This window comes from Helicobacter winghamensis ATCC BAA-430 (assembly GCF_028751035.1).
GTDB classification, from domain to species: domain Bacteria; phylum Campylobacterota; class Campylobacteria; order Campylobacterales; family Helicobacteraceae; genus Helicobacter_D; species Helicobacter_D winghamensis.
On sequence record NZ_CP063533.1, the window covers coordinates 539040 to 563820 of the forward strand.

Genomic DNA, 24781 nt, shown 5'->3' on the forward strand with positions numbered 1-24781 from the left:
AAAATCTAAAACTTATTGTTTAGCTTTGCATTAAATCTAGTAGGCTTTGTTTTGGGCTTTTGCCTTTGATAATTAATGCCACTTCTTTGGCAATAGGTGTGTAGATATTATGTTTAGTTGCTAGCGCGTAGATTTCTTGTGAAGTTTTCACGCCTTCAGCGACTTCACCAAGTGTTTCTAAAATCTCTGTAAGTGTCTTTCCTTGTGCTAAATAAAGTCCCACGCGGAAGTTTCGTGATAAAGTGGAATTTGCGGTTAAAAACAAATCTCCAGCACCTGATAATCCTAAAAATGTGGAATCTAACGCACCAAAAAACTTGCCAAATCGTGCCATTTCTACTAATCCCCTAGCAATTAGCGAGGCGCGGGCATTGTTTCCAAGCCCTAGACCATCACAAATCCCACTAGCAATAGCAATCACATTTTTATATGCTCCGCCAACTTCACCACCGATAATATCTAAAGAGATATAAGGTTTAATAAAACTAGGAAAAAGCGCGCACCATTCTTTTGCAAGCTCCATTTTGTGAGAGTGGATATTTAACGCACAAGGCAGTGAGCTTCGCACTTCTTTGGCAAAACTTGGTCCAGCAAGATAGCTTAAACTTGCATTTGGATAGAAAGATTCAAAGATTTCGCTAACAAATTGCCCATTTGCAATCCCCTTTGAAGCAACTAAAATCTTAGCGTTTTTAGGAAGTGGATTAGAACTAAGCCATAAATGTAACGCCGAGCTAGCAATTGCTACAACAAAATAATCGCTGTCTTGGGCTTGCTTTTGCGTGATTTGAAATGTGGAATCCAAATTTTTACGCGAGATAATAAAAGCGGGATTTTTTTCTTTAAAAGCAAAGTGCAACGCACTTCCCCAAGCTCCACCACCAAAAACGCTGATTTTAGGCATTTTAAACCTTTGATTAAAGTTTGTGCTACACGCACTAGGGCTGAAATTTTAGTAAAAATATATTAAAATTTCACCACATTTTTAAAAAAGAGTTTATAAATGGCTTTAAGAAATTTAAGAGAACGCTTAAATGGCTTGAATTTATCGCCGACTTTTGGGCTTATTGTTAAGGTTGAGCAAGGGTTTTTGCTAGCAAATGGATTAACTCCACGCATTGGCGATATTGTAAGAATTTTGAGCGAAGATAATCAAAGTATGGGAATGGTTACCGCGCTTGAAAAAGACTGCTTTAAAATCACGCCTTTTTCGTTTATTGAAGGCACAAAAGTAGGCGATAAGGTGTATTTAAACACGCGCGGATTGCAAATTCCTGTGGGTTTAGAGATTTTAGGAAGAGTGATTAATCCTTTAGGGGAAGCCATAGACGGCAAGGGAGCAATTAGAGCGCAAGGGGCTATGCCAATTATCCGCGCGCCTATTGAGGCGATGAAGCGGGGAATGATTAATGAAGTCTTTAGTGTAGGGGTTAAAAGTATTGATGGTTTGCTTACTTGTGGCAAGGGGCAAAAGCTTGGAATCTTTGCGGGAAGTGGGGTTGGAAAATCCACTTTAATGGGTATGATTGTGCGCGGTGCAACTGCTAAGATTAAAGTGATTGCGCTCATTGGTGAGCGGGGGCGTGAAGTGCCAGAGTTTGTGGAAAAAAACTTAGGTGGAGATTTGACAAACACGGTGTTAATTGTCGCAACGAGTGATGATTCCCCGCTAATGCGAAAGTATGGCGCATTTGCTGCAATGAGTGTTGCAGAATATTTTAAGGCAAAGGGTGAAGATGTGCTTTTTATGATGGATTCTGTAACGCGCTTTGCAATGGCTCAAAGAGAAATTGGGCTGGCACTAGGTGAGCCACCAACTAGTAAGGGCTATCCCCCATCTGTTTTGACACTTCTGCCACAACTTATGGAGCGTGCTGGAAAAGAAGAGGGGCAGGGTTCAATCACTGCTTATTTTACCGTGCTTGTGGAAGGTGATGATATGAGCGATCCTATTGCAGATCAAAGCCGAAGTATTTTAGATGGACATATTGTGCTTGATCGTTCTTTAACGGATTTTGGGATTTATCCGCCTATTAATGTGCTAAACTCTGCTTCAAGGCTAATGGGTGATGTGGCAAACAAAGAACATATTGAAGCAGCTAGGAAGTTTCGTCGCTTATATGCAATGCTAAAAGAAAATGAAGTGTTAATAAGAATTGGCGCATATCAAGCAGGAAGCGATAAGGATTTAGACGAAGCTATTTCTAAAAAAGGGGTAATGGAAGAGTATCTAAAGCAAGATTGTGATGTGGCGATTACCTATGAAGAAAGTGTGCAAAAACTCATTGATATAATGCGCTAAATAAATTTATGGAATCTATTTTAAAAAGTTTTTATTTTTTTAAGTAATTGGTTGTATAATGCGCAGATATTTTTAACATTTAAGGAGAAAATTATGGCTGGTTATATTGAATTAACAGAGCAAAATTTTGAAGAAACAATCAAAGATGGTGTTGTAATGGTGGATTTTTGGGCGCCTTGGTGCGGACCTTGTAGAATGATTGCACCTGTGATTGACAAGCTTGCAGCAGATTATGCAGGAAAGGCAAAAATTTGTAAGGTTAATACAGATGAGCAACAAACTCTAGCTTCAAAGTTTGGAATCCGATCAATTCCTACAATTTACTTCTATAAAAATGGAGAAAAAGTAGATGAAATGATTGGTGCAGCTAGTGAGCAGGCGTTTAAAGATAAGATTGATGGTTTGTTGTAATCTTGTAAATTCTATATTTTTGGAGCAAAAGAGGGCAGTGTGAAAAAGTGCTGTCCAAAGCTCCCTATTGCATTCATTATTGTTTTTATAGTGAGTGCTTTTATCTACTATCAATATTCTTTCACTTCTTTATTAAAGATTGATTTTACGCAAGATTCTTTTTATAGTTATACGCAAGAGGGTGTGAGTCTTTTTGTCCCAGAATCTAAGCGTTATAATCTCTGTATTTATAATGGTTTTTTAAAAGAACAAGAAGCGTTTTTGCAAAGGCAATTAGGAAATGGGATTCCACTTTTAGCCATTGATTTTTATCAGCAAGGACAAAATATTTTTAAGGAAAAAAATTTTAATTTAATAAGAATTTCAAGCAGTTTAATGCTAAAATTAATCCACGGATTCAACCTTAAAACCTTGCCACAATGTTTTATTATCAAGCAAGATATAAAGAATCCTATGCAATATACGCATTTAAAAGATTTTGGATTTTACAAAGTTATTAATTTTAAGACAGATAATAAGGAGAAATAATGTTGGAATTAGCAATTATTGGCGGTGGTCCTGCAGGATTGAGTGCAGGATTATATGCAACAAGAGGCGGCTTAAAAGATGTTGTAATGTTTGAAAAAGGAATGCCCGGCGGACAAATCACTTCAAGTAGTGAAATGGAAAATTACCCCGGTGTTGCTGAAGTTAAGAGTGGATTTGACTTTATGATGCCTTGGCAAGAGCAATGCTTTCGCTTTGGGCTAAAGCACGAAATGGCAGAAGTTGTGAGAGTAAAAAAAGTGGGCAATCACTTTGGAATCCTTTTAAGTGATGGTAAAGAGATAGAATCTAAATCTGTGATTGTAGCAACTGGCGGAAGCCCTAAAAAATCAGGCGTAAAAGGCGAAGATGTGTTTTGGGGCAAGGGCGTTAGCTCTTGTGCAACTTGCGATGGATTTTTTTATAAAGGCAAGGAAGTTGCAATTTTAGGCGGTGGTGATACAGCTATTGAAGAGGCAATTTACTTGGCTAAAATTTGTTCAAAAGTTACTATAATCCACAGAAGAAATGAATTCCGTGCTTCACCTATTACGCTAGAGAGAGCAAAAAAGGAATCTAATATTGAATTTTTAACGCCCTATGGGATTAATGAGATTTTGGGTGATGATTCTGGGGTTACAGGATTAGAACTTAAGAACTTGGAAAATGGAGAGGCAAAAAAAATAGAAATCGCGTGCCTTTTTGTGTTAATTGGTTATAATGTGAATAATTCTGTGCTTTTGCAAGAAAATGGCAGTAGCATTTGCGCGCTTAGTGAGTTTGGTGAAGCACTTGTAAATTTGAAAATGGAAACAAATATTCCCGGATTGTTTGTTGCAGGGGATTTAAGAATTGATGCACCAAAACAAGTTGTATGTGCAGCAGCAGATGGTGCGACAGCTGCACTTGGTGCGATTGAATATGTTGATCATCACAAATAAAGGATAGATATGCTAGGTATTGGAGTCTTTGGTGCAGGTGGGCGTGTAGGACAGCTTCTTGTTGAATTAGCAAAAAAAAGCAATGCAGTTAAGTTGGAATCTGTGTATGTGCGTAAGGATTTAGACTTTTCTATTGATCCGGGTGTTTTAATCACAAAGGATTTAAAAGTTTTTTTGGACAGCACAGAAGCTATTATTGATTTTACAACCGCAGAAGGCACAAGCGCATTGCTTGAAGTTGCATTGGAGAATCCAAAGCCCATAGTTATTGGAACAACTGGGCTTGAAGAGCATCATCAAAATCTCATCAAAGAAGCTTCTAAAAAAATGCCTATTTTATATGCGAGTAATATGTCCTTAGGTGTGGCAGTGTTAAATAAAGCGGTCAAGCTTGTAGCAAGCACGCTGCGTGATTTTGATATTGAAATTGTTGAAACACATCATAGGCATAAAAAGGACTCTCCAAGTGGCACTGCTTTGCACTTAGCGCAAACTTGTGCGGAAGCTAGAGGGTTAAATTTAGATTCCGTGCGTCAAAGTGGTAGAAATGGTAACATTGGAGCAAGAAGCAAAGAAGAGATTGGAGTAATGGCGTTGCGTGGAGGTGATGTAACTGGAATCCATAATGTTGGATTTTATGGCAATGGAGAGTATTTAGAGCTAATCCATACAGCAACTTCTCGTGCGACATTTGCGCAAGGTGCTATTCAAGCTGCATTGTGGTTACAAAACCAGCCAAATGGCTTATATGGCATTGATGATGCGTTAGGGTTGTAAGTGGAAACAAAGTTTATGACAAATAGTAGAGGCTTGCAAGGCTGGAAAGAAGAATGTGCAGTTGTAGGTGTGTATAATGCGCAAAATGCAGCAAGCTTGGCGTATTACTCGCTTTTTTCTATGCAACATAGGGGTCAGGAAGCTTCTGGGATTGCTACAAGCAATGGTGAGAGAATCACAACGATTAAAAATCACGGCTTAGTTACAGAAGTTTTTTGCGATGATAAGTTAAATAAACTTAAAGGCTTTAGCGCAGTGGGGCATAATCGCTATTCCACAGCTGGCGGGGATTCTATCTCTGATGCGCAACCTATTTTTGCGCGTTATGATTTAGGGGAAGTTGCTATTGTGCATAATGGAAATCTCACAAATGCGCGTAAAATTCGTGATGAACTTATTAGGGAAGGGGCAATTTTTCAAAGTTATATGGATACAGAAAATCTTATCCATTTAATTGCTAGATCCCAAAAAGAAAATTTAATTGATAGAATCAAAGAAGCGGTTAATAAGCTAGAAGGTGCGTTTTGCTTTGTGATTTTAAGCCGAAAGAAAATGTTTGTAATCCGCGATAGAAATGGATTCCGTCCTTTATCGCTTGGGGAAGTTACAAATGCTGATGGAAGCAAGGGGTATATTGTGGCAAGTGAAACTTGTGCGTTTGATTTAATTGGCGCAAAGTATATCCGCGATGTAGAGCCGGGTGAAATGCTTGTGTTTTCAAATAAAGGAATACAATCGCATAGCATTATGCCTAAAAATCCTTATCCTTGCGTGTTTGAGTATGTATATTTTGCGCGCCCTGATAGCAAGGTTTTTGGGCGTTTGGTGTATGATATTCGTAAAAATATGGGAAAGGAATTGGCTAAGGAAAATCCCATAGAAGCAGATTTGGTTATTCCTGTGCCAGATAGTGGCGTGGCAGCTGCGCTTGGATACTCTCAACAAAGTGGAATTCCTTTTGAGTTAGGAATTATCCGCAATCATTATGTGGGCAGGACTTTTATTGAGCCAACACAGCAAATTAGAGAGTTAAAAGTGCGTTTGAAGTTAAATCCTATTAGGGAATTAATTGAGAATAAACGCGTGATTGTAATTGATGATTCTATTGTGCGTGGGACTACAAGCCGACAGATTGTAAAGATTTTGCGTGATTGTGGCGCAAAGGAAATCCATATGAAAATCTCATCTCCGCCTACAATCTCTCCTTGTTTTTATGGGGTGGATACTCCAAATAAAGAAGAGCTAATTAGTGCTAGAATGACTGAAAGTGAAGTGTGTGAGTTTATCGGTGCGGATTCTTTGGCATTTTTATCTCTTGAAGGCTTGAAGCGTAGCATTAATGCGCAAGATTATCAATATTGTCAAGCCTGTTTTGATGGCAAATATATCATCTAAGGATTAATAGTGAAGCAAATGCTGACATTTGGGCGTTATTGCAAAAGGCGTTTTGGACAAAGAGTGCGTAAGATTCCTATTGCGCTTGCTGGTTTTACTTGCCCTAATATTGATGGAAGCGTAGCGCGTGGTGGATGTATTTTTTGTAAAAATGAAAGCTTTTCTCCAACGCTTGATAAAGAGCCTAAAGTGCGTTTGACAATGCATCCTAATATGAAAGAAAATCCGCTTTTAGATATGCAATTAAAGCAACTTCATAGCCAGTTTAAATGGCAAAGTGAGTTTCATTATAATAAGTTTGGCGTTGGTAAATATATGATTTACTTTCAGTCTTTTACGAACACTTATGCGCCTTTTGATACTCTTCAAAAACTCTATACAGAAGCGTTAAGTTTGCCAAATGTTGTAGGAATGTCTATTGGCACACGCACAGATAGTGTGGATTTAAAATTGCTTGACTTTTTAGCAGAGCTTGCACAAAGAAAAGGGCAGGAAATTTGGGTGGAATATGGAATCCAATCTGTGTATGATGAAACTTTAAAGTTTATTAACCGCGGACACGGCACAGAAAATATGGAGTTTTGTATTACAGAGAGCAAAAAGCGGGGATTAAAAACTTGTTCACATATTATCTATGGGTTACCAAATGAAACAAAAGAGATGATGCTTTATAGCCTAAAAACTGTGCTTGATTGGGGAAGCGATGGGATTAAAGTGCATCCGCTTTATATTATTGAAAAAACTTTGCTGGCAAATATGTATGAAAAGGGAGAGTATAAACCTATTACGCTTAATGATTATATTGATTTAATTGTGGAATCATTAAAGATGATTCCACAAAGCGTTGTGATGCATAGGGTGAGTGCTGGTGTGCGTAATGATACTTTGCTTGCTCCTAAATGGTGTTTTGATAAAAATATCCAAATGCGTGCAATCCGTGATGCACTAAGGGAAGCTAGAATAGAGTATTAAAAGTTAGAATCGGAATTTAAAATTAATAAAAGTAAAATTTGGGAATACTTTTTGCTTGTAGAATACTAAAGGAATTGCTTAAGTTTAAGGATAAAATCTAAATTTAAGGATCACAAATGTCGTATTGGTATTCTAAAGCAACAGGCGTTCAGTCCTATGTGCAAGGTGTAAATTATGGCGCATTGATGCAAGATGCGTTAAATCCAAAAAATAAAAGTGAAGAGAATGAAAGACTTAGTATAAGCTCTTCACAAGAGGATTATTTTAAAAAGCAACAAATGATTAAAGAGGCAATGCAACAACTTCAAAATAATGGTTATGTTGAACCAAAGATTGCCAAAGAAGTTGATGTAGAAGCTTTAAAAGAGAGTTTGCAAAAAGCAAATAATGGCGAATCATCAGGCATTGAAATGCTAGGAAGTGCAGAATCTAGTGAGGCAAAAAAGCAAAGTCTAATGTCTGCAAAAAATGAAGCATTAAAAGAATCAACGCTAGCTTCTGCGATTGATATTGAAAATAAAATGCAAAATCAACCACAAAATGCTTTAGATAAAGAAAAACAAGAGCTAGAAGCTCAAAAAAAGATGAAAGAAAATATTTTACAAAGCGTAGAAAATGATACTTTAGTTAAAAGAGGAAGCAAAAAAGACGGAATCTTAGATAAAGCTATTGTTCAAACAAATTCTAAAGCCCCAAGTGATATTAGTGAAGAAGTTAAAGAGGCGTATAATCCTTTAGAAATTACAGAAAAAAGCGACAAATCTATAAAGCAAGCGGTGGAATTTACCGATGAAGTGAGCGGTAAAAAGATAAGCGTGCCGCTAAGTGATGAAAATGCACAAAAACTTATTGAAAAATTTGGCTCATTAGAAGAAGCAAGTGATTATGTGAAGGGCTTTTATTATGATGCGGCTTATAAAATGGGGTATTTAAGTGGTGATAGCGATGGTGATGGCAAAATTAGCCTAGAAGAGGGCGTGCATTTAAAGAGTCTTGTTAGCTTGCGTGATGGGAGTTATTATTCTATTGCTGATAGGCTTGGTGGAGAGTTGGAATCGCAAAAGAAGTTTTTAGAACAAGTTGGATTTATTGATAATATTAGTGATTTTATTAACCATTCTATCGCACAAGATAGTGACTTTGATGGAGCGATTACTTTAAACGAAATGATGGGTGATGATGGCAAGGCGGTGTTGTTTAAGGTGGGCGAGCAAGCAAGCGGTAATGTTGAAATGTTTGTGATTTGGAAGTTTAACTTTGATTTAACACAAGAATCTTTGGGGGATACCTTGTTAAATCTTGGGGCAAAAGATGAAGCAAAAGTAGAAGTTGCAGACAAAAAAGACATAAAAGAATACGCTGATAAAAATTATTTAGAGGCTTTAGGTGAGATTGAACGCGCAAATGTTTTAAAAAGTGAAGCGCTGTTAAAAAATATAATAGAGAGTGCTTAGGTGGAGCTAAAATCACTACTGGTTGAAATTATATTTTTTGGAGTGATAATGCTAGCACTTCTCTGGTATCGGCGCAGACTTAAATAAGAAGTGTTTAATAATTTTAGTTTATAATTGCGTTTATTTAATGAGGAATCCTTGCAAACACTTCATCAAGCCTTGCTTTTAAAAAAACTTTATTTATTACAATCTTGTGGCTTCTCTTATTGTGAGCCACAATTTTTAGCACCCACGCAACAGAGATTCCAAAGTCAAAATTCAAGGGATTTAAAAACCATTGTAGAATCCTGCAAACTCTGTGCGCAAAAATCTTCAGAACCAAATTTTGGCTTGTGTAATAAAAATTCTAAGCTAGTTTTTGTTACACTTTCTCCTTTGTTTGATGGGCAAATGCGCTTTGGCTCTAAGGCTTCTATAATGCTAAAAAATATTATTGAAGGTGTTTTTAAGCTCTCTTTGCAAGAAGTTTCTATTCTATCCTTGCTAAAATGTCAGATTCCAAAGGCAAATGAGCAAGCAAGTGTGGAATCGTGTATGGGATATTTTTTGAAGCAATTAGAATTTTGTAGTGCTAAAACGCTTGTAATTTTTGGAGCGGAAGCATATAGCTATTTAACAAAAGATAATAAGAGTTATGAAAGTGTGCAAGGAAAACTTTTAAAATGGAATCATTGCGCAGTGTTTCCGACATTTGCTTTATCGCTCCTTATACGCCAGCCGGAATTAAAAATTAATGCACATAGGGAATTTCTAGAATTAAAACGCTTAATGGGAGAGCAAAATGTTTAAAAGGATAATTTTATGTCTAATGGTGTTGATGTATCCGCAATTTATTTTAGCTAGTGGAAAATATCTTTCGCCATTGCCCTTGCCAAGTGCAGAGGTTTTAAATCTCGAGAGTAGAAGTTGTAGCACAAGTTGTTTAAGGAATTATTTAGAGAATGGGCAAGTCTTTTCTTTTATTGCAAATATTAATAAAGAAAATCAAAATGAAGCGATTTTAACGGAGTTAAACACGCTTTTAAGTGCGTTAGAAATCTCTGAGATTCCTTATTTTGTGGGCACACAAAAGCCATTTTTTAGTGTTGCTTTAATGTTTCCGCGTAAAAGCATAGGACGCTATTCTAGCACAACTACAAATGTAATTTTAAGTTATCTTTTGAGTCAAAAAGGGAGATTTAATTTTGAAATTTTTGATTCTAAAACAGAATCGCTAGAAGATATGCAGGCGGTCTTGCAAGATATTTATGCTAAGGGTTATCGCCAAGTAATTGCAGTAGTAACGCAAGATGGCGCAAATGCAATTAATACGATAAACCCTAATATGCTTGTATTTATCCCAAGTGTGCATAAAGCACAACTACAAGAGATTAGCGCACCAAATGTGATTTTTGGTGGGATTAGCTATGCAGAGCAGATTCAAAAACTATCAGACTTAAATCCAAGCGTGAGTGCTACAAGCTTTTATGATGGAAGCCTTGTGGGTCAGCAAATGCAGGCTTACACACAAGAGGCAAATCCAAATCTTATTTATTCGCAAAGCTTTAATTTAAAGCAGAATCCAAATTTCCATAAAGAGATAAAAAATCTAAAAAGCACATTGCGTTCTACGCGTATTTTTCTAAACACACCTGTAACAAATTCTAGTATTATTCTCTCACAACTTACTTTTAATGATATTCGTCCGCAAGCTGTGTATTCTACGCAGATTAATTACAATCCAAGCTTGCTTTCTATCACGCAAGAGAGAGATCGGGCAAATATGTATGTTGCAAACTCTATTATGCCTCTTGATGGCTTGCTTTTAGAGAATGCAAAGTTTTTAAATGCGGACTTGGAATATAATTGGATTAATTACACTACAGCATTTGGAATTGAGTATTTTTATACAAAAAGCGTGCCCGGAGCAAAGCGGTATTTTAAAGAAAAAATACTTCATCAACAGGTGCAATATAATATTGAGATTTTAAAGCCTACAAATACGCGTTTTGCGCCTTTAAAGCCATAGGATAGAATCTTGCAGTTACCAGAGAACTTTCCTAAGAATTTAGCGTTTAAACTTGTGGAGAATAATCATTGCAGGGGCGTTAGAATGGTTTTTGACGGAATGGGTGCTTTGGTGCTTAAAAAGCACAAGAGAATTTCTAAAAAGTATTGTTTGGAATTTTTAAATGCTAATATGGAATGGGTATTGGCGCATTTTAAGGAAATGCAAGTCTTTAAAATGCGTGAAAACCAAATGTATTGTTTTGGGGAATGGCTAGACTTTAATGCTGTATTGTTTGAGCTAGAAGAGGCAAAAAGATTAGATGGGGTTTTAGGGCGCATACAAAAGGTGTTTAAAAAGTTGGAATCTAAAGTGGAATTTGTGCTAGATTCCACTTTAGATCTTAAGGTTTTACAAGTGCGACTTTTGCAAATGCTTTGGCGCAATGCAATAAAAGATTTTCGTTATAAAAAGGTATTAGAAATACTTTATAAAGACATATTGGAATCTTATATAATAAAACGCTTGGATATTTTTACAAAAGCTATGGATTTATATCCTAGCGCCATAGAGTTTGGTAAAAGTTATCGCCAGCTTGGTTGTTGTTACGCAAAAACGCGAAAAATCCGCTTTTCTTTGCGCTTGTCTTTAATGCCTAAAGATTGTATTGATAGTGTAATAATCCACGAATTAGCACATTTAAAATATCAAAACCATAGCAAGGATTTTTGGAATTTTGTAGCGAAGTTTGATGTAAATCCAAAAAGGGCAAGATTGTGGCTTAATGCTCATAAAGAGAATTTAAGAATTTATTATAAGGTGTTTAAATATTGAGAATTAAAAATTTTTTATTTCAGAGTTTTGCACAAGTTTTTTTCCCTATTTTCCTAGTGTTGTTTTTTATTGCTTCTGTGGTGATTTTTATCCGTATAGCTGGAGTAACTTTTGTTGTAAAAATTAGTTTTTTAGAGCTTTTGACTTTGTATTTTTACACATTGCCTACAATGTTGTTTTTTGTGATTCCTCTTAGTTTTTTTGTGGCTTGCGTGCTTGGATTATCGCGTCTTAGCTTTGATTATGAGCTTCCTGTATTATTTGCGCTTGGAATGAATCCAAAGAAAATTGTTAAGATTTTTTTTCCTATTGCTTTGCTTGCTAGTGTGAGTTTGTTTGTTCTATCTCTTATATTGACGCCACTTAGTGATATTGCATATCGGCAATTTTTAGAAGAGCGTAAAAGTAGCATTGATGTAAATTTGCAAGCAGGAGAATTTGGTCAGAAGCTTGGTGAATGGCTTGTGTATGTTCAAAAGGGTAAAAATAGCACTTATGAAAATATTGTATTGTTGTCTTTGCAAGCAAAAGGCAGTCAAAAAGATGGGTTAGTGTTTGCCAAGCAAGCAAATATTGGCAATGTTGATGGAGTAATGGAAGCACATTTGAGCGATGGAAAAATTTATCGCAAGGTTAGTGATGGGGTTGAACGCATTAGCTTTGATGAGATGATTTTACGCTCTGCTGTGGATTTCACAGGTGATGGAAGTGTGGGGCTAGTGGAGTATTGGAATAGGGCTTTTTATGAAAATTCTAGGCAGGATAAGACAAAACGCAACCTTAGTATGTATGTGTTGCTCTCGCTTTTTCCGTTAATTAGTCTATTTTACTTTCCATTTCTTGGGGTTAAAAATCCGCGCTATCAAAAAAATTATACAATCCTTCAAGCAATGGTTGTGGTTGGGGTATTTTTTGCATTAATGTATATTGTGGCAACTTATTTGCCACTTGCAGGAATGGTTTTATTGCCGTGTATTTGGGGGTATATAGGGTATGCTTTGTATAAGCATTATGTGGCAAGATTTTATTGATTGTGATGGAGCATAAAGAGAGTTTTAAAGTCGCAATGCGCATTGCTTACAATGGAGGTGCATTTTTTGGATTCCAAAGTCAAAGCAATGTGCAAAGTGTAGCAAATGTGCTAGAAGATGTGTTTAAGAGCGTTGGAGTCTTTAGTAAGATTGCTGCAAGCGGACGCACCGATAAGGGAGTGCATTCAAGCGCGCAAGTTATTTCTTTAGAGATTCCATATTTTTGGAAAAATTTGGAGAATTTAAAGGTTTGCTTAAATGCAAAACTTGCACCAAATCTTTTTATTAAGCATATTTGGGAAGTTGGAGATGATTTTCACGCAAGATTTAGTGCAACAAGGAGAGGATATTGCTATGTGTTAAGCAAGCATTTTTCTCCGTTTTTAACACCATTTTCTTTGCATTATAATCTTAAGAATCCAAATTTAATTAAGCAGGCATTAAAACTTCTGGTAGGAACTCATAATTTTGGTGCATTTAAAAAACAAGGAAGTGGTGAAAAATCTAGTGTGCGAAGCATTTTTAGAGCAGATTTAAGAGAGTTTAAGGGATTTTGGATTTTATCTTTTTGGGGGAATGGATTTTTACGCTCTCAAGTGCGTTTAATGGTTGGTTTTTTGCTAGAAATTGATAAGGGAAACCTAACTTTAGAGGCATTAGAAGCGCAACTAAATGGCGAAATGCGATATAGAATTCCCATTGCGCCAAATGGCTTGTATTTAAGTCGTGTGGATTTTAACCTTTAAGCTCGCCCCAGTTTGCTCCCAAGCTCACACCACAACGCAATGGGACGCGTAAAGTTGTAATGCTCTCCATAATTTGTGCAATTTTTTTTGCTTCGGTTTCTGCAATATTTTTTGGGGCTTCAAAAATTAGTTCATCATGCATTTGCAAGAGTAATTTGGATTCTAATTTTTCTTGTGTGATTTGAATCATTGCCAGCTTAATAATATCAGCCGCACTTCCTTGAAAAATTGCATTGATTCCCTCTCTTAAAAATGCAACTTTTTGAAACTCTTGAATATTTTCAAAGCTAAATTTTCGCATTCTTCCTAGAAGTGTTAGAGAGTATCCATTTTTCAAAATAAATTCTTCTTGTTCTTTTAGAAAATTCTTTACAGTGGGAAAGGATTGAAAATAATTTTGAATATAGCTTTTTGCTTCTTGATGGTTAATTTGTAGCGTTTCAGAAAGTTTTCTAGCTCCCATTCCATAAATTAGTCCAAAATTAATGCTTTTTGCCACAGAACGCTTTTCTTGCGCTAATTCTTCTCCAAATATTTTTTTAGCGGTTTCAAGATGGATATCCGCTTCTTTGTGAAAAGCTTCAATCATGGCACTATCTTGGGAGAAGTGCGCTAAAAGACGCAATTCAATTTGGGAATAATCTAAGCTTAGTAAAAGATGTCCTTCTTGAGCAATAAAGCCCTCTCTAATGCGTCTTCCTTGCTGGGTTTTAACAGGGATATTTTGTAGATTTGGATTTTTAGAGCTTAAACGCCCAGTGCTTGTTCCTGTTTGCATAAAAGAAGTATAAACTTTATGTGCTGGATCTTGGCTTGCTAGTTCAATTAAAGGTTCAATGTAGGTGCTATAAAGCTTAAAAAGCTCTCTGTATTCTAGCACTTTTGGGATAATAGGGTGAGAATCTCTTAAAGAGTTTAACACGCTAGAATTTGTGCTTAAACCTGATTTTGTTTTTTTGCCACTTTGTAGATTTAGTTCTTCAAAGAGAACAATAGATAGTTGCTGTGGAGAGTTTAGGTTAAAGCGTTTATTGGCTAATGTGTAGATTTCTTGTGAGAGTGCTTGCAGTTTTTCTGTCATTTCAGATTTTAGATTTTTGAAATATTTAATATTAATTTTTGTGCCACTTAATTCCATATTAACTAAGCATTGAATAAAAGGAAATTCTACATTATTTGCGACTTCTTGTAGAGATTTTGGCAATAGTGAGTTGATTTTAAAAAATAACTGATAGCACGCAGCGGCATCTTCGCACGCATAGGTAAAAGCATTTTCAATAGGAAGTTGAGAGAAGTTTTCGCCCTTTTTAATAATATCTTTAAAAGCAATCATTGTATGTTTAAAGTAGCGTGCCATTAAATCATCAAGATTGCAAGGCATATCACTTTGATAAAGCCACGCTAAAAGCATACTATCTTTAATATTGTGATAACTTTTGGGCGTGAAATTAAAGTTTGTGTGCAAAATTTCTAAATCGTATTTAAGATTATGCCCAATGACTACTTTTGCATTAAAAAGAGAATTTATAAATTCTAAAGCAAGTTCTTTACTAATTTGCTCTGGAACACCTAAGTAACTATGGGCAATAGGTGCATAATAGGCATTTATTCCATCTAAAGAGAAAGAAAAGCCAACAATTTTAGCGCACAAGACATCTAAATTTGTTGTTTCTGTATCAAAAGAAACAATGGAATCTGGCGTAATTTGAGCCATTAACTCTTTAAGCATTGCTTGGTTTTCTACTAAAATAGCATTGTAGTTAAAGTGGCTTGAAGTTTCTTTTTTGATAGATTTTTCTCCATTATTCTTTAGGGGAAGTTTTTTTAGCACGCTGTAAATTTCATATTCTTGCAAGGAATCTACAATATTAAGAAGAGGATTAACTCTTGGCATCTGGCAATCTTGTAAGTTAAAATCACTTAGCAAATCATCTCTTAGGCGCACAAGTTGTTGGCTGCGATATGCGTCTTCTTTGGCTTCTTTGAGTAGCGTTTGTGTGCGTTCTGGAGCAATGGAATCTAAGTTTTGATAAATATTATCTAGACAACCATAAGTTTTTAGGAGATTTGAAGCCCCCTTTGCACCGATTCCTTTAATGCCCGGAACATTATCGGCACTATCCCCCACAATGCTTTGATAATCTACAAATTGTGCTGGCGTTACGCCATATTTTTCCATGCATTGTTCTTCTCTAATTTCTTGCTTTTTTTTAGGGTCAAACAAAAATGTATCACCATCTATAAGTTGGTATAAATCTTTATCGTGGCTTATAATTCTAACGCTAACCTCTAGTGCATTTGCGCATTTATTGATAGAGGCAATCACATCATCAGCTTCATAGCCTGCAATGCTAATATTTTTAAAGCCCATTTTTTCTACCCAAGCAATCGCCACTTCTAATTGGAGCTTTAAATCTTCTGGGACTTCTGGGCGATTTGCTTTATAGAGTGGATCAATATTTTTGCGAAAATTTTCTTCTTTGGAATCTAAAGCAAAAACAAGATAATCATTAGGGTAATCTTTGTAGATTTGTAAAATAAGCTTTGCAAACCCTGTTAATAAGCCCGTGGGGAATCCTTCCCTATTTTTAAGAGGTGGAAGGGCAAAATAGCTCCTAAATAGGAATCCAAATGTATCAATGATAGTAAGTGTTTTCATTATTTATTGCTTTGTAAGCGTTTTTTCTTGATATAAATATTTATAGATTCCACACCTAAAGAAAATGCCATAGCAAAGTAAATGTAAGCCTTTGAAATATGAAAATCTAAACCTTCAGCCACAAGAGTAACGCCAACTAAAATTAAAAAGGCTAGAGCCAGAATCTTAATAGTAGGATTATTATCCACAAATTCTGAAATGCTTTTTGAAGCTACCATCATTACGCCTACTGCAACAATTACTGCAATCATCATAATTTCAATAGTATCTACCATTCCCACTGCTGTAATTACAGAATCTAGTGAAAACACAATGTCTAAAATCGCAATTTGGATTAAAATGCTAAAAAACCCCTTTTTTGCCCCCTCTTTTAAAATTTGCTCATCACTTGGCTCTCCGGCGTTATCAATGTCGTGGTGGATTTCAAGTGTGGATTTACCAATTAGGAATAATCCCCCTAAAATTAAAATAATATCACGCCCAGAGATTTCTTGCGAAAAAATGCTAAAAAGTGGTGTGGTAAGCTTCATTATCCAAAAGAGTGAGAGTAAAAGTAATAAACGCGTTGCCATTGCCAAAGCAAGCCCAAAAATACGCGCTCTTTGGCGTTGCTCTTGTGGCAAGCGTCCCACAAGAATTGCAATAAAAATAATATTATCAATCCCTAACACAATCTCTAATGCAATTAAAGTTGCTAATGCAACCCACATTTCAGGGTTTGCAATCCATTCAAACATAAGATTCCTTCTTTAGTAAAATAAAAAGGGATTGTAGGGAGTTTTTTCTTAATTAGTGATTGATTTTGCCTAAAATTTATACCCTAACACTAGTAAAATCTAAAAGATATTCTATAATAACGCTTTGTTTTTAGGAGTGCATATGCGATATTCTTGGTCTAGTAGTTTAACTTATATTTTAGTTACAGCAGGTGCTACCATTGGTTTTGGTGCGACTTGGAGATTCCCTTATTTAGTGGGGCAAAATGGCGGTGGGGCATATGTGCTTGTGTTTATTCTTGCAATGCTTTTAATTGGAATCCCTATGATTTTAGTAGAAAATGTTATAGGAAGAAGAGCGCATAAAAATGCCGTAGATGCCTTTGATAGCAAGTATCAGCGTAAAGAGATTTCTAAAGCGTGGAAGATTGTAGGTTATATGGGGCTTATTGGCTGTTTTGGAATCATTGCGTATTATATGGTGCTTGGTGGGCGTGTGCTTGTGTATATTACAAGCATTGTGTTAGGTAACCTTGACTTAACCGCACCTATTACAAAGGAAATTACAAAAGGTTTTTATACAGAACATATTAGTAATAGCACTTGGGCGATTATTTTTTATACAATTGTATTTGTGCTTTTAAATTATGCTGTGCTTGTTAAAGGAATTTCTAATGGAATTGAAAAAGCAGCAAAGTTTTTGATGCCATTATTATTGATTTGTTTAATTGGTGTTGTTGCAAGAAATCTTACGCTTGATGGAGCGTATGAGGGTGTGCGTTTTTATTTATATCCGGATTTTAGCAAGATTACAGCAGAATTATTTATTCAAGTGCTAGGGCAAGTATTTTTCGCGCTTTCTTTGGGATTTGGGGTAATGATTACGCTTTCTTCTTATTTGAATAAGCAAGAAAATCTTGTCAAAACTGCTACAATTACAGGGGTTATTAATACAATCATCGCACTTTTAGCAGGTTTTATGATTTTCCCATCACTTTTTACTTTTGGATTAGAGCCAGATTCTGGGGAGCGCCTTGTGTTTGAAGTGCTGCCTATTGTGTTTTCAAAAATGTATTTTGGTTCTGCTGTTGCTATTGGATTCTTCTTATTATTGCTTTTGGCGGCATTTACGACTTCTATTACACTTTATGAGCCTTTAATTACAGCCTTGCAAGAGAAGTTAGGATTAAGTCGCACAAAAGCAGTTTCTTGGGTGTTGATTTTAACTTTTATTGCGGGAAATATTCCTTGTATTTTAGATGATGAGATTTTCAATTCTTTTGATTTTATTAGCGGTAACATTTTCTTTGTTTTAACGGCGCTTGGTGCAGCGATTTTTGTAGGCTGGATTTTAGGAAATGACGCAAAAGAAGAGCTTTCTAATGGATTTAACAATAAAAAAATCATTAATGCTTGGTTTTATTATGTGAAGTTTTTTATCCCATTTTTGATTCTTGTAGTTTTTGTTAGTGGGATCTTCTAAAAGTTTTTAATGCTTTTTCTTGTATTTTATTTAAAATTTTGAGATAATATTAAATTTTATGAAAAATTAAAATTACAATAATAATAATTGGGAGAGAAAGCGTTATTATGCAAAAAGTTTTAAAGGTTGCAGAATTTTTAGATAAAATCGCATTGTCAAGCTCAAGGGTTTCTATGGTGGCACTTTGGGTGCTTGTTTTTTTGGTTTTTGGATTGTCAATTGCGCTTAATTTTTCTTATGTAAATAGTAAGCTAGATGATTTAAGTTTGTATTGTTTTGCCTTGCTTGTTTTGCTTGCTATTCCGCATACACTTAAGGTGGATAAACATGTGCGTGTGGATTTGATTTATGTGCATTACTCTCAAAAAGCAAAAATTATAAGTTGGTTTTTTGTAAATCTTTTATTTATTCTGCCTTTTTCTTTAATTTTGGTGAAATATGGATTAGATTTTATGATTCAATCTTATGTTATTAATGAAGCCTCTCCAAATGGCAAGATTCCTTATTACTTTATCTTTAAATCTTTTGTAGTGCTTGGTTTTGTGCTTTTAAGTTTGCAAAGCATTAGTGAAGCTTTAAAAGCGTTTGTCAAGATTAGACAGAAAGATTATGTAATTCCACAAGATATTTATACAGAAGAATTTAAGCGCATAAAAGCGCAATCAGAAACAAAACGATAAGGAATCTAAATGGAATTGTTAGCTTTGGTTGGAATTGCTATTTTCTTGCTTATTTTGGGTGTTCCTGTGGCATTTGCCTTTGGTTCTAGCGGATTGTTTGTAGGAAGTTATCTAATGCTTTTTGGGGATAATCCTTATGTGCTAACATTTTTGCCAAATCGCTTAGAGGGGATTTTTAGCAATGCAACTTTAATTTCGATTCCGCTTTTTATTTTAATGGGAATGATTTTAGAGAGAAGTGGGATTGCAGAGAGATTGATAAACTCTATTGCAAAACTTTTTGGATCTTTGGGGGGTGGAGCGGCAATAGGAGTAATTTTAGTTGGTGTTTTGCTTGCTGCAAGCACTGGGATTGTCGGAGCGACGGTTGTGATGATGGGAGTTATTGCCGTGCCCACAATGTTAAAGGCGGGCTATAATAAAAGTTTGGTTTCTGGTGTAGTTGCAGCTAGTGGCACACTAGGGCAGATTATTCCACCTTCTATTATTTTAATTATTCTAGCAGATGTTTTACATGTTAGTGTTAGAGATTTGTTTAGCGCAGCGATTTTGCCTAGTGCAATTTTGGTTGGGCTTTATATTCTTTTTGTGCTTGGTGTTGTGATTTTTGCTCCAAAGTTTGCCCCAGCAAGCCCAGATCACTCTAAAAGACTTCGCGCATTGGCTTTGGAAGCTCTTAAAATGGCAATTCCTCCTATTGTGCTTATTATGCTTGTTTTGGGGAGTATTTTAACAGGGCTTGTGGAACCTACTCAAGCAGCAGCTATTGGTGTAGTAGGAGCATTGCTTTTAGCATTTTTAAATGGTAGATTGGATATTGATTTATTAAAACATACTGGAAAAGAAACGATTATTTTCTGTGGTATGGTATTTATGATTTTAATTGGAGCAAATTGTTTTACACTTGTGTTTAACGCACTTGGTGGCGATGTCGTTGTGTTGGAGTTTTTCTCACAATATCTTAATTCCCCTTTTTATTTTATGCTTGTAGCAATGCTTGTGATTTTTATTTTAGGATTCTTGATTGATTTTTTTGAGATTTGCTACATTGCTTTACCGATTTTAGCTGGGATTGCAATGCATTATCAAATTGATATGCTTTGGTTTGCTTTGCTTGTTGCAATAAATTTGCAAACAAGTTTTTTAACGCCACCTTTTGGATTTTCAATTTTCTTTTTGAAGTCTGCAGTTGGCGACACCATTAAAATTGGTGAAATTTATAAGGGCGTAATCCCATTTATTATATTACAAATTTTGGTATTGGGAGTTGTTTTTTTATTCCCGCAATTAACGCTAACAAGCGATGATTGGGCTAAAATTTTAGAATTTATCTTTTAATTTAAGGAGTTAAAATGCAAAGACGAGAGTTTTTGAAAAATACAGGTTTAGGTGCAGTTTCTGTTTTAGGGGCTGCAGCATTGGTAGGTTGTGGTGGTGAAGATAAAGGGAGTGCGACACAAGGCGCAGTGCAAAATGTGGAACATTCTAAAAAGGCGAGTATGAAAATTCGTCTTGCAATGACTTGGCCAATCACTATGCCTATTTTAGCAGATACTGTGAAGCATTATGCGAAAATTGTCAGTGAGTTAAGTGGCGGCGGAATTGAAATTGAGATTTTCCCAGCAGGCAAGCTTGTGCCAGCGCTTGGCGTATTTGATGCAGTCAGTAGCGGACAAATTGACGCCTATCATTCAGCACCTTATTATTGGGAGGGCAAAAATACAGCATTTAATATTTTTTCTGGAATCCCTTTTGGTATGGTAGATGTTGAACAAAATGCGTGGTTTTTATACGGAGAGGGAATGAGTCTTTGGAGAGAAATTGCTGCAAAATATAATCTTTATCCGCTTTTAGGCGGAGCAACAAGCATTCAAATGGCTGGTTGGTATAAAAAAGAGATGTTAAGTATAAAAGATTTTGAAGGCTTAAGAATTCGTATAGTAGGAATTGCTGGACAAGTGCTTTCAAAACTTGGAGCAGCAACAAAAAGCACTCCGGGTGGGGAGATTGTGCCTAATTTGGAAAGGGGTGTGTTAGATGCGGCAGAGTGGGTATCTCCAGCATTTGATTTGAAGCTTGATATTCATAAAGTTGCACCTTATTATTACACACCTTGGCAAGAGGCTGGATCTATTACAGAATTTGTCTTTAATAAGCAAAAATGGGAGAGTTATCCTAAGGAAGTCCAAAGTATTTTGGAAGTGGCAAGCAGGGAGGCGCATTTGCAAATGACGGCAATGGGGCAATTCTATAATGCAAAAGCTATGGAAGATTTAAAAACTCAAGGCGCACAAGTAAGGACATTTTCTACTGAAATTTTGGACACTTTCAAAAAGACTTTAGCAGAAGTTTTAGAAGAAGAAAGTGCAAAAAATCCAGATTTTGCAAGAGTATTAGCAAGCTATCAAGGATTCCAAAATGAGCAAAAAGCTTGGACAAATGATAGTTTAGGAGCGTATTTAAATATTAGATAATTTTAGATTCCAACATTTTGGGGATTTTGGCTAAAAATTTAGAATAATTTCAAAAGGAATAGTTTGAAGCAATATCTTTATATCGTTCAAGGTAATTTAGAGCCAAGCAAATGTAAAATCGGCATTACAAATGATTTACAACGCCGTTTAAAAGAGTATAACGCCATCACAGGCATATCAAGCGATAATACTTATAGTATTCTCTTTGCGGCAGAAGTTAGTAATATGAGAGCCTTAGAACAGGATATTAAAAATAACTTTGCCCATCTAAGAGAGCAGAGCAATAGAGAAATCTACTTTTATAATCCAAGTCTTTTTGATATGTATGTGGATTTTATCTGTGCGAGTGAGCATTTTCTCAAAAAAGTTGTGCTAAAAGAATCTAAAAAGCCAAAAATCGCTAAGCCAAAAACGCCTAAACCGAGCATGAAAGAAAGGGGCGTTACAAGAAAGACTTTGCTAGATAAGGCGATGAGAGTAAAGGATGATGAGTTTTATACGCGTATGGAAGATATAGAAAAAGAACTCTCAATGTATCCTGCAAAGATTTGGAAAGATAAAGTTGTCTTTTGTAACTGCGATGATGCCATAGGGGATAAACGCGACTATACAGATTCTTCAGCCTTTGCCTTATATTTTTTAAAGCATTTTTTTAGATTAGAACTTAAAAAGCTTATTTGCACACATTATGGAAGCAAACAGGATTTGTTTAACGCAGGGACAAAGGGCTATATTTTTACCAAAGATGGTGCTAGAGAGATGATACACACACCGCCAAATTACACAGGTGGCTTTGAAGAGGCAGAATCTGTAAGGATTCTAAACGAAGAAGCAGATATTGTCTGCACTAATCCACCCTTTTCTCGTGCGATAGAGTATTGGCAACTTCTTATAAAAAGCAAAAAGAAATTTATCATCATTTCAAACATTACAAATTGTGTAACCACCGCTTTTATCTCTTATTTTATGGATAAAAAGGCGTGGGCAGGATATACAAGAGTAGATTGGTATCTCAATCCCAAGCGTGTGCCTGTTGAAGCAGCAGGGCATTTTTTTACTAATTTTCCTATTAAAAATCGCCCCAATATTAAACGCTTAAAATTTATGCCACTTGATGAGATACCAGATGATTATAAAAGATTTGATGATAGGGGCTTTTTATGCGTGGATAATAATTATATCCCAAGCGATTATGACTCTTCTTTTGCGGTATCAACAAGGCAGATTTTAAATGGCGTGCTAGAGTGTGGATATGAAATTGTGCAAAATAAGAAATATATGCCACTTATCAATGGAAAAGAAAAGTTTGCAAGGGTGTTGATTCAAAAGGTGGAATCTTAAATAAAATTACTATAAGGATAACAATGGAAGTTGTGCAAATTAACACGGAAATTACCATTATGTTCATTGCGTATTCCGCGCTAATGTTATTTATTGGATTTTATTTTTACCGCCAGAACAAAAATGTAGAGGATTATTTTCTTGGCGGACGCGCTATGGGTCCAGTGGTTTCTGCGCTTAGTGCTGGTGCTTCTGATATGAGTGGTTGGCTACTTATGGGGCTTCCGGGTGCTTTGTATGTGAGTGGATTTATTGATACTTATATTGCTATTGGATTAACTATTGGTGCTACGCTAAATTGGCTTTTTGTTGCTAAACGCTTAAGGGTTTATACAGGAGCAATTACGGAGTGCATTACAATCCCGGATTATTTTGAAACGCGATTTAATGATGATAAACATATCTTAAGAGTTGTGTGTGCGATTGTGATTTTGATTTTCTTTACTTTTTATGTGTCTTCTGGGCTTGTTAGTGGGGCAAAACTTTTTGAAAGCACTTTTGGTATTGAATATTCTTATGCCCTAAGCGTTGGGACGCTAATTATTGTAATTTATACATTTTTAGGTGGCTATAAAGCAGTGTGTTGGACAGATATGATACAGGGTCTTTTAATGTTAGGTGCATTAGTTGTTGTGCCAGCAGTTATGCTCTCTCAACTTGGTGGATTTGATGAGGCTAAAAGATATATTAAACTCTCTGATATTTCTAGTAAAAATCTTTTACAGCTCCAAAAAGAGATTCCAACTTTCTTAAAAACATTAGAGAATCAAAATGGAATCCAAAATCAAAATTTACAAGAACACATTGAGGCATTAATTATCGCCCTAGATTCCACACAGGATCGCACTCTTGTGAAAACTAAAAATATGGAATCTAAAATGGATTCCGTGTTGCCTTTTGATAAAAGTGGTGTGTTGTATCCCAAAAGTATTGCTAAATCTTTGCAAAGTGCATTTGAGTTTGCTAAAAGTAGCAGTAAAACACAAGAGTTAAAAGCAATTTTACAGGCTTTAGAAGGTGTGGAGTTTGTAGCTAAAGAGCGTTTGAGTTGGTTTGGTGGAATTTCGCTTTTAGGAATTATTTCATCACTTGCGTGGGGGCTTGGTTATTTTGGACAACCTCATATTCTTGTGCGATTTATGTCAATTCGCTCTACAAGTGAGATAAAATCTGCTACAATTATTGGCATTAGTTGGATGGTGCTATGTCTTGCTGGAGCGTGTTTGATAGGGTTACTTGGGATTGCTTATGTTAATAAATTTGCATTAGAGTTAAAAGATCCTGAAAAAATCTTTATAGTAATGTCGCAATTGCTTTTTAATCCGTGGATTGCTGGAATTTTACTGAGTGCAATTTTAGCAGCGATTATGAGTACAGCAAGTTCGCAATTATTGGTTTCTAGTTCCACACTTGCAGAGGATTTTTATAAAAAGATTTTTAGACAAGATGCGTCAAATTCTGTTGTGCTAACTCTTGGAAAAATTGGTGTTTTAATTGTGGCTGTGATTGCATTTTTGATTTCAAGTGATAAAAATTCTAGCATTTTAAGTATTGTCGCATATGCTTGGGCTGGGTTTGGGGCAAGTTTTGGTTCAGTTATGCTTTTTTCGCTTTTTTGGGGCAGAATGACGCGTGCAGGAGCGATTGCAGGAATGGTAATGGGTGCTCTTGTTGTAGTTGTATGGAAAAACTTCTTTGGATTTTTAAATGTTTATGAAATTATTCCGGGATTTTTATTTGCCTCTTTAGCGATTATTATTGTAAGCCTTTTAACGCAAGTGCGACAAGGCACAAAAGAAGCTTATGAGACAATGTTAAAGGCATTATAGTTGGAATCGCAAAAAATTTGCTTTTTGGATTTTATGATTTTTAGAAGAGTTTTGTATTTAAATGAGTTTGAGAGCAAAAAGTTAAATTTTTTGGATAAAACTAGAAGAGTTGGTGCGGAAAAGAGGACTTGAACCTCCATGCCTTGCGGCGCCAGATCCTAAGTCTGGTGCGTCTGCCAGTTTCGCCATTTCCGCAAAAAGATAGGGCAAAATTATACTTCAAT

The 24781-nt window shown here is 35.8% G+C and carries 22 protein-coding genes and 1 tRNA gene; 19 read left to right on the forward strand and 4 right to left on the reverse strand.

Features of this window, described 5'->3' with window-relative positions; translation table 11 throughout:
• Window positions 1-19: 19 nt before the first annotated feature.
• Entirely contained in the window at window positions 20-904 is an 885-nt protein-coding gene (locus IP358_RS02855; RefSeq protein ID WP_006801783.1) for an NAD(P)H-dependent glycerol-3-phosphate dehydrogenase, read from the reverse strand.
• Between the two features lie 99 nt (window positions 905-1003).
• Here IP358_RS02855 and fliI point away from each other — a divergent pair, with 99 nt between their 5' ends.
• From fliI to truA, 13 genes are all read left to right on the forward strand, one after another.
• Window positions 1004-2302 (forward strand): flagellar protein export ATPase FliI, encoded by a 1299-nt coding sequence (gene fliI / locus IP358_RS02860; RefSeq protein ID WP_006801782.1) that lies wholly within the window; start codon window positions 1004-1006, stop codon window positions 2300-2302.
• 93 nt (window positions 2303-2395) lie between these two features.
• Window positions 2396-2713, forward strand: a complete 318-nt coding sequence (trxA, locus tag IP358_RS02865; RefSeq protein WP_006801781.1) for a thioredoxin — start codon at window positions 2396-2398, stop codon at window positions 2711-2713.
• Window positions 2714-2752: 39 nt separating this feature from the next.
• On the forward strand, window positions 2753-3241 hold the full coding sequence (locus tag IP358_RS02870; protein WP_006801780.1) for a hypothetical protein: 489 nt from the start codon (window positions 2753-2755) through the stop codon (window positions 3239-3241).
• On the forward strand, window positions 3241-4179 hold the full coding sequence (gene trxB, locus IP358_RS02875; protein WP_006801779.1) for a thioredoxin-disulfide reductase: 939 nt from the start codon (window positions 3241-3243) through the stop codon (window positions 4177-4179). The genes IP358_RS02870 and trxB overlap by 1 nt, the downstream gene beginning before the upstream one ends.
• 9 nt (window positions 4180-4188) lie before the next feature.
• A complete protein-coding gene (gene dapB / locus IP358_RS02880) occupies window positions 4189-4956 on the forward strand; it encodes a 4-hydroxy-tetrahydrodipicolinate reductase (RefSeq protein ID WP_006801778.1) in 768 nt (255 codons plus the stop codon).
• A gap of 15 nt (window positions 4957-4971) precedes the next feature.
• The gene (purF, locus tag IP358_RS02885) at window positions 4972-6351 is read left to right on the forward strand and encodes an amidophosphoribosyltransferase (protein WP_040498343.1); all 1380 of its coding nucleotides are present in this window, start codon (window positions 4972-4974) and stop codon (window positions 6349-6351) included.
• A gap of 18 nt (window positions 6352-6369) precedes the next feature.
• Window positions 6370-7323: a TIGR01212 family radical SAM protein gene (locus tag IP358_RS02890; RefSeq protein ID WP_006801776.1), complete on the forward strand. Its 954-nt coding sequence runs from the start codon at window positions 6370-6372 to the stop codon at window positions 7321-7323.
• 116 nt (window positions 7324-7439) lie between these two features.
• A complete protein-coding gene (locus IP358_RS02895; protein ID WP_006801775.1) occupies window positions 7440-8777 on the forward strand; it encodes a hypothetical protein in 1338 nt (445 codons plus the stop codon).
• Between the two features lie 114 nt (window positions 8778-8891).
• Window positions 8892-9566, forward strand: coding sequence for a uracil-DNA glycosylase family protein (locus tag IP358_RS02900; RefSeq protein ID WP_006801774.1), 675 nt, complete (start codon window positions 8892-8894; stop codon window positions 9564-9566).
• Window positions 9559-10785, forward strand: a complete 1227-nt coding sequence (locus IP358_RS02905) for a hypothetical protein (RefSeq protein ID WP_006801773.1) — start codon at window positions 9559-9561, stop codon at window positions 10783-10785. Before IP358_RS02900 ends, IP358_RS02905 begins: the two co-directional genes overlap by 8 nt.
• A gap of 9 nt (window positions 10786-10794) precedes the next feature.
• Window positions 10795-11598, forward strand: a complete 804-nt coding sequence (locus tag IP358_RS02910; RefSeq protein WP_050754796.1) for a YgjP-like metallopeptidase domain-containing protein — start codon at window positions 10795-10797, stop codon at window positions 11596-11598.
• Window positions 11595-12629 (forward strand): LptF/LptG family permease, encoded by a 1035-nt coding sequence (locus IP358_RS02915; protein ID WP_006801771.1) that lies wholly within the window; start codon window positions 11595-11597, stop codon window positions 12627-12629. Before IP358_RS02910 ends, IP358_RS02915 begins: the two co-directional genes overlap by 4 nt.
• Window positions 12630-12634: 5 nt before the next feature.
• Entirely contained in the window at window positions 12635-13375 is a 741-nt protein-coding gene (truA, locus tag IP358_RS02920; protein ID WP_050754804.1) for a tRNA pseudouridine(38-40) synthase TruA, read from the forward strand.
• On the opposite strand, the gene polA is transcribed toward truA, so the two are convergent.
• Window positions 13365-16034: a DNA polymerase I gene (gene polA, locus IP358_RS02925; protein ID WP_006801769.1), complete on the reverse strand. Its 2670-nt coding sequence runs from the start codon at window positions 16032-16034 to the stop codon at window positions 13365-13367. The genes truA and polA overlap by 11 nt on opposite strands.
• On the reverse strand, window positions 16034-16771 hold the full coding sequence (locus tag IP358_RS02930) for a TerC family protein (RefSeq protein ID WP_006801768.1): 738 nt from the start codon (window positions 16769-16771) through the stop codon (window positions 16034-16036). Before IP358_RS02930 ends, polA begins: the two co-directional genes overlap by 1 nt.
• Window positions 16772-16913: 142 nt before the next feature.
• Here IP358_RS02930 and IP358_RS02935 point away from each other — a divergent pair, with 142 nt between their 5' ends.
• The 6 genes from IP358_RS02935 to IP358_RS08695 all read left to right on the forward strand — a co-directional run bounded on the left by IP358_RS02935 (window position 16914) and on the right by IP358_RS08695 (window position 24557).
• Window positions 16914-18233, forward strand: a complete 1320-nt coding sequence (locus IP358_RS02935; RefSeq protein ID WP_040498224.1) for a sodium-dependent transporter — start codon at window positions 16914-16916, stop codon at window positions 18231-18233.
• Window positions 18234-18340: 107 nt separating this feature from the next.
• Window positions 18341-18913 (forward strand): TRAP transporter small permease subunit, encoded by a 573-nt coding sequence (locus IP358_RS02940; protein WP_040498222.1) that lies wholly within the window; start codon window positions 18341-18343, stop codon window positions 18911-18913.
• Window positions 18914-18922: 9 nt separating this feature from the next.
• Complete coding sequence (locus IP358_RS02945) at window positions 18923-20251, forward strand: TRAP transporter large permease (protein WP_006801766.1); 1329 nt, start codon at window positions 18923-18925, stop codon at window positions 20249-20251.
• 14 nt (window positions 20252-20265) lie between these two features.
• Window positions 20266-21387 (forward strand): TRAP transporter substrate-binding protein, encoded by a 1122-nt coding sequence (locus IP358_RS02950; protein ID WP_040498220.1) that lies wholly within the window; start codon window positions 20266-20268, stop codon window positions 21385-21387.
• Between the two features lie 63 nt (window positions 21388-21450).
• Window positions 21451-22728, forward strand: coding sequence for an adenine-specific methyltransferase EcoRI family protein (locus tag IP358_RS02955; protein WP_006801764.1), 1278 nt, complete (start codon window positions 21451-21453; stop codon window positions 22726-22728).
• A gap of 23 nt (window positions 22729-22751) precedes the next feature.
• Window positions 22752-24557, forward strand: a complete 1806-nt coding sequence (locus tag IP358_RS08695; protein ID WP_006801763.1) for a sodium:solute symporter family transporter — start codon at window positions 22752-22754, stop codon at window positions 24555-24557.
• Between the two features lie 110 nt (window positions 24558-24667).
• On the opposite strand, the gene IP358_RS02970 is transcribed toward IP358_RS08695, so the two are convergent.
• Window positions 24668-24752: transfer RNA gene (locus IP358_RS02970), tRNA-Leu, on the reverse strand.
• Between the last annotated feature and the right edge of the window lie 29 nt (window positions 24753-24781).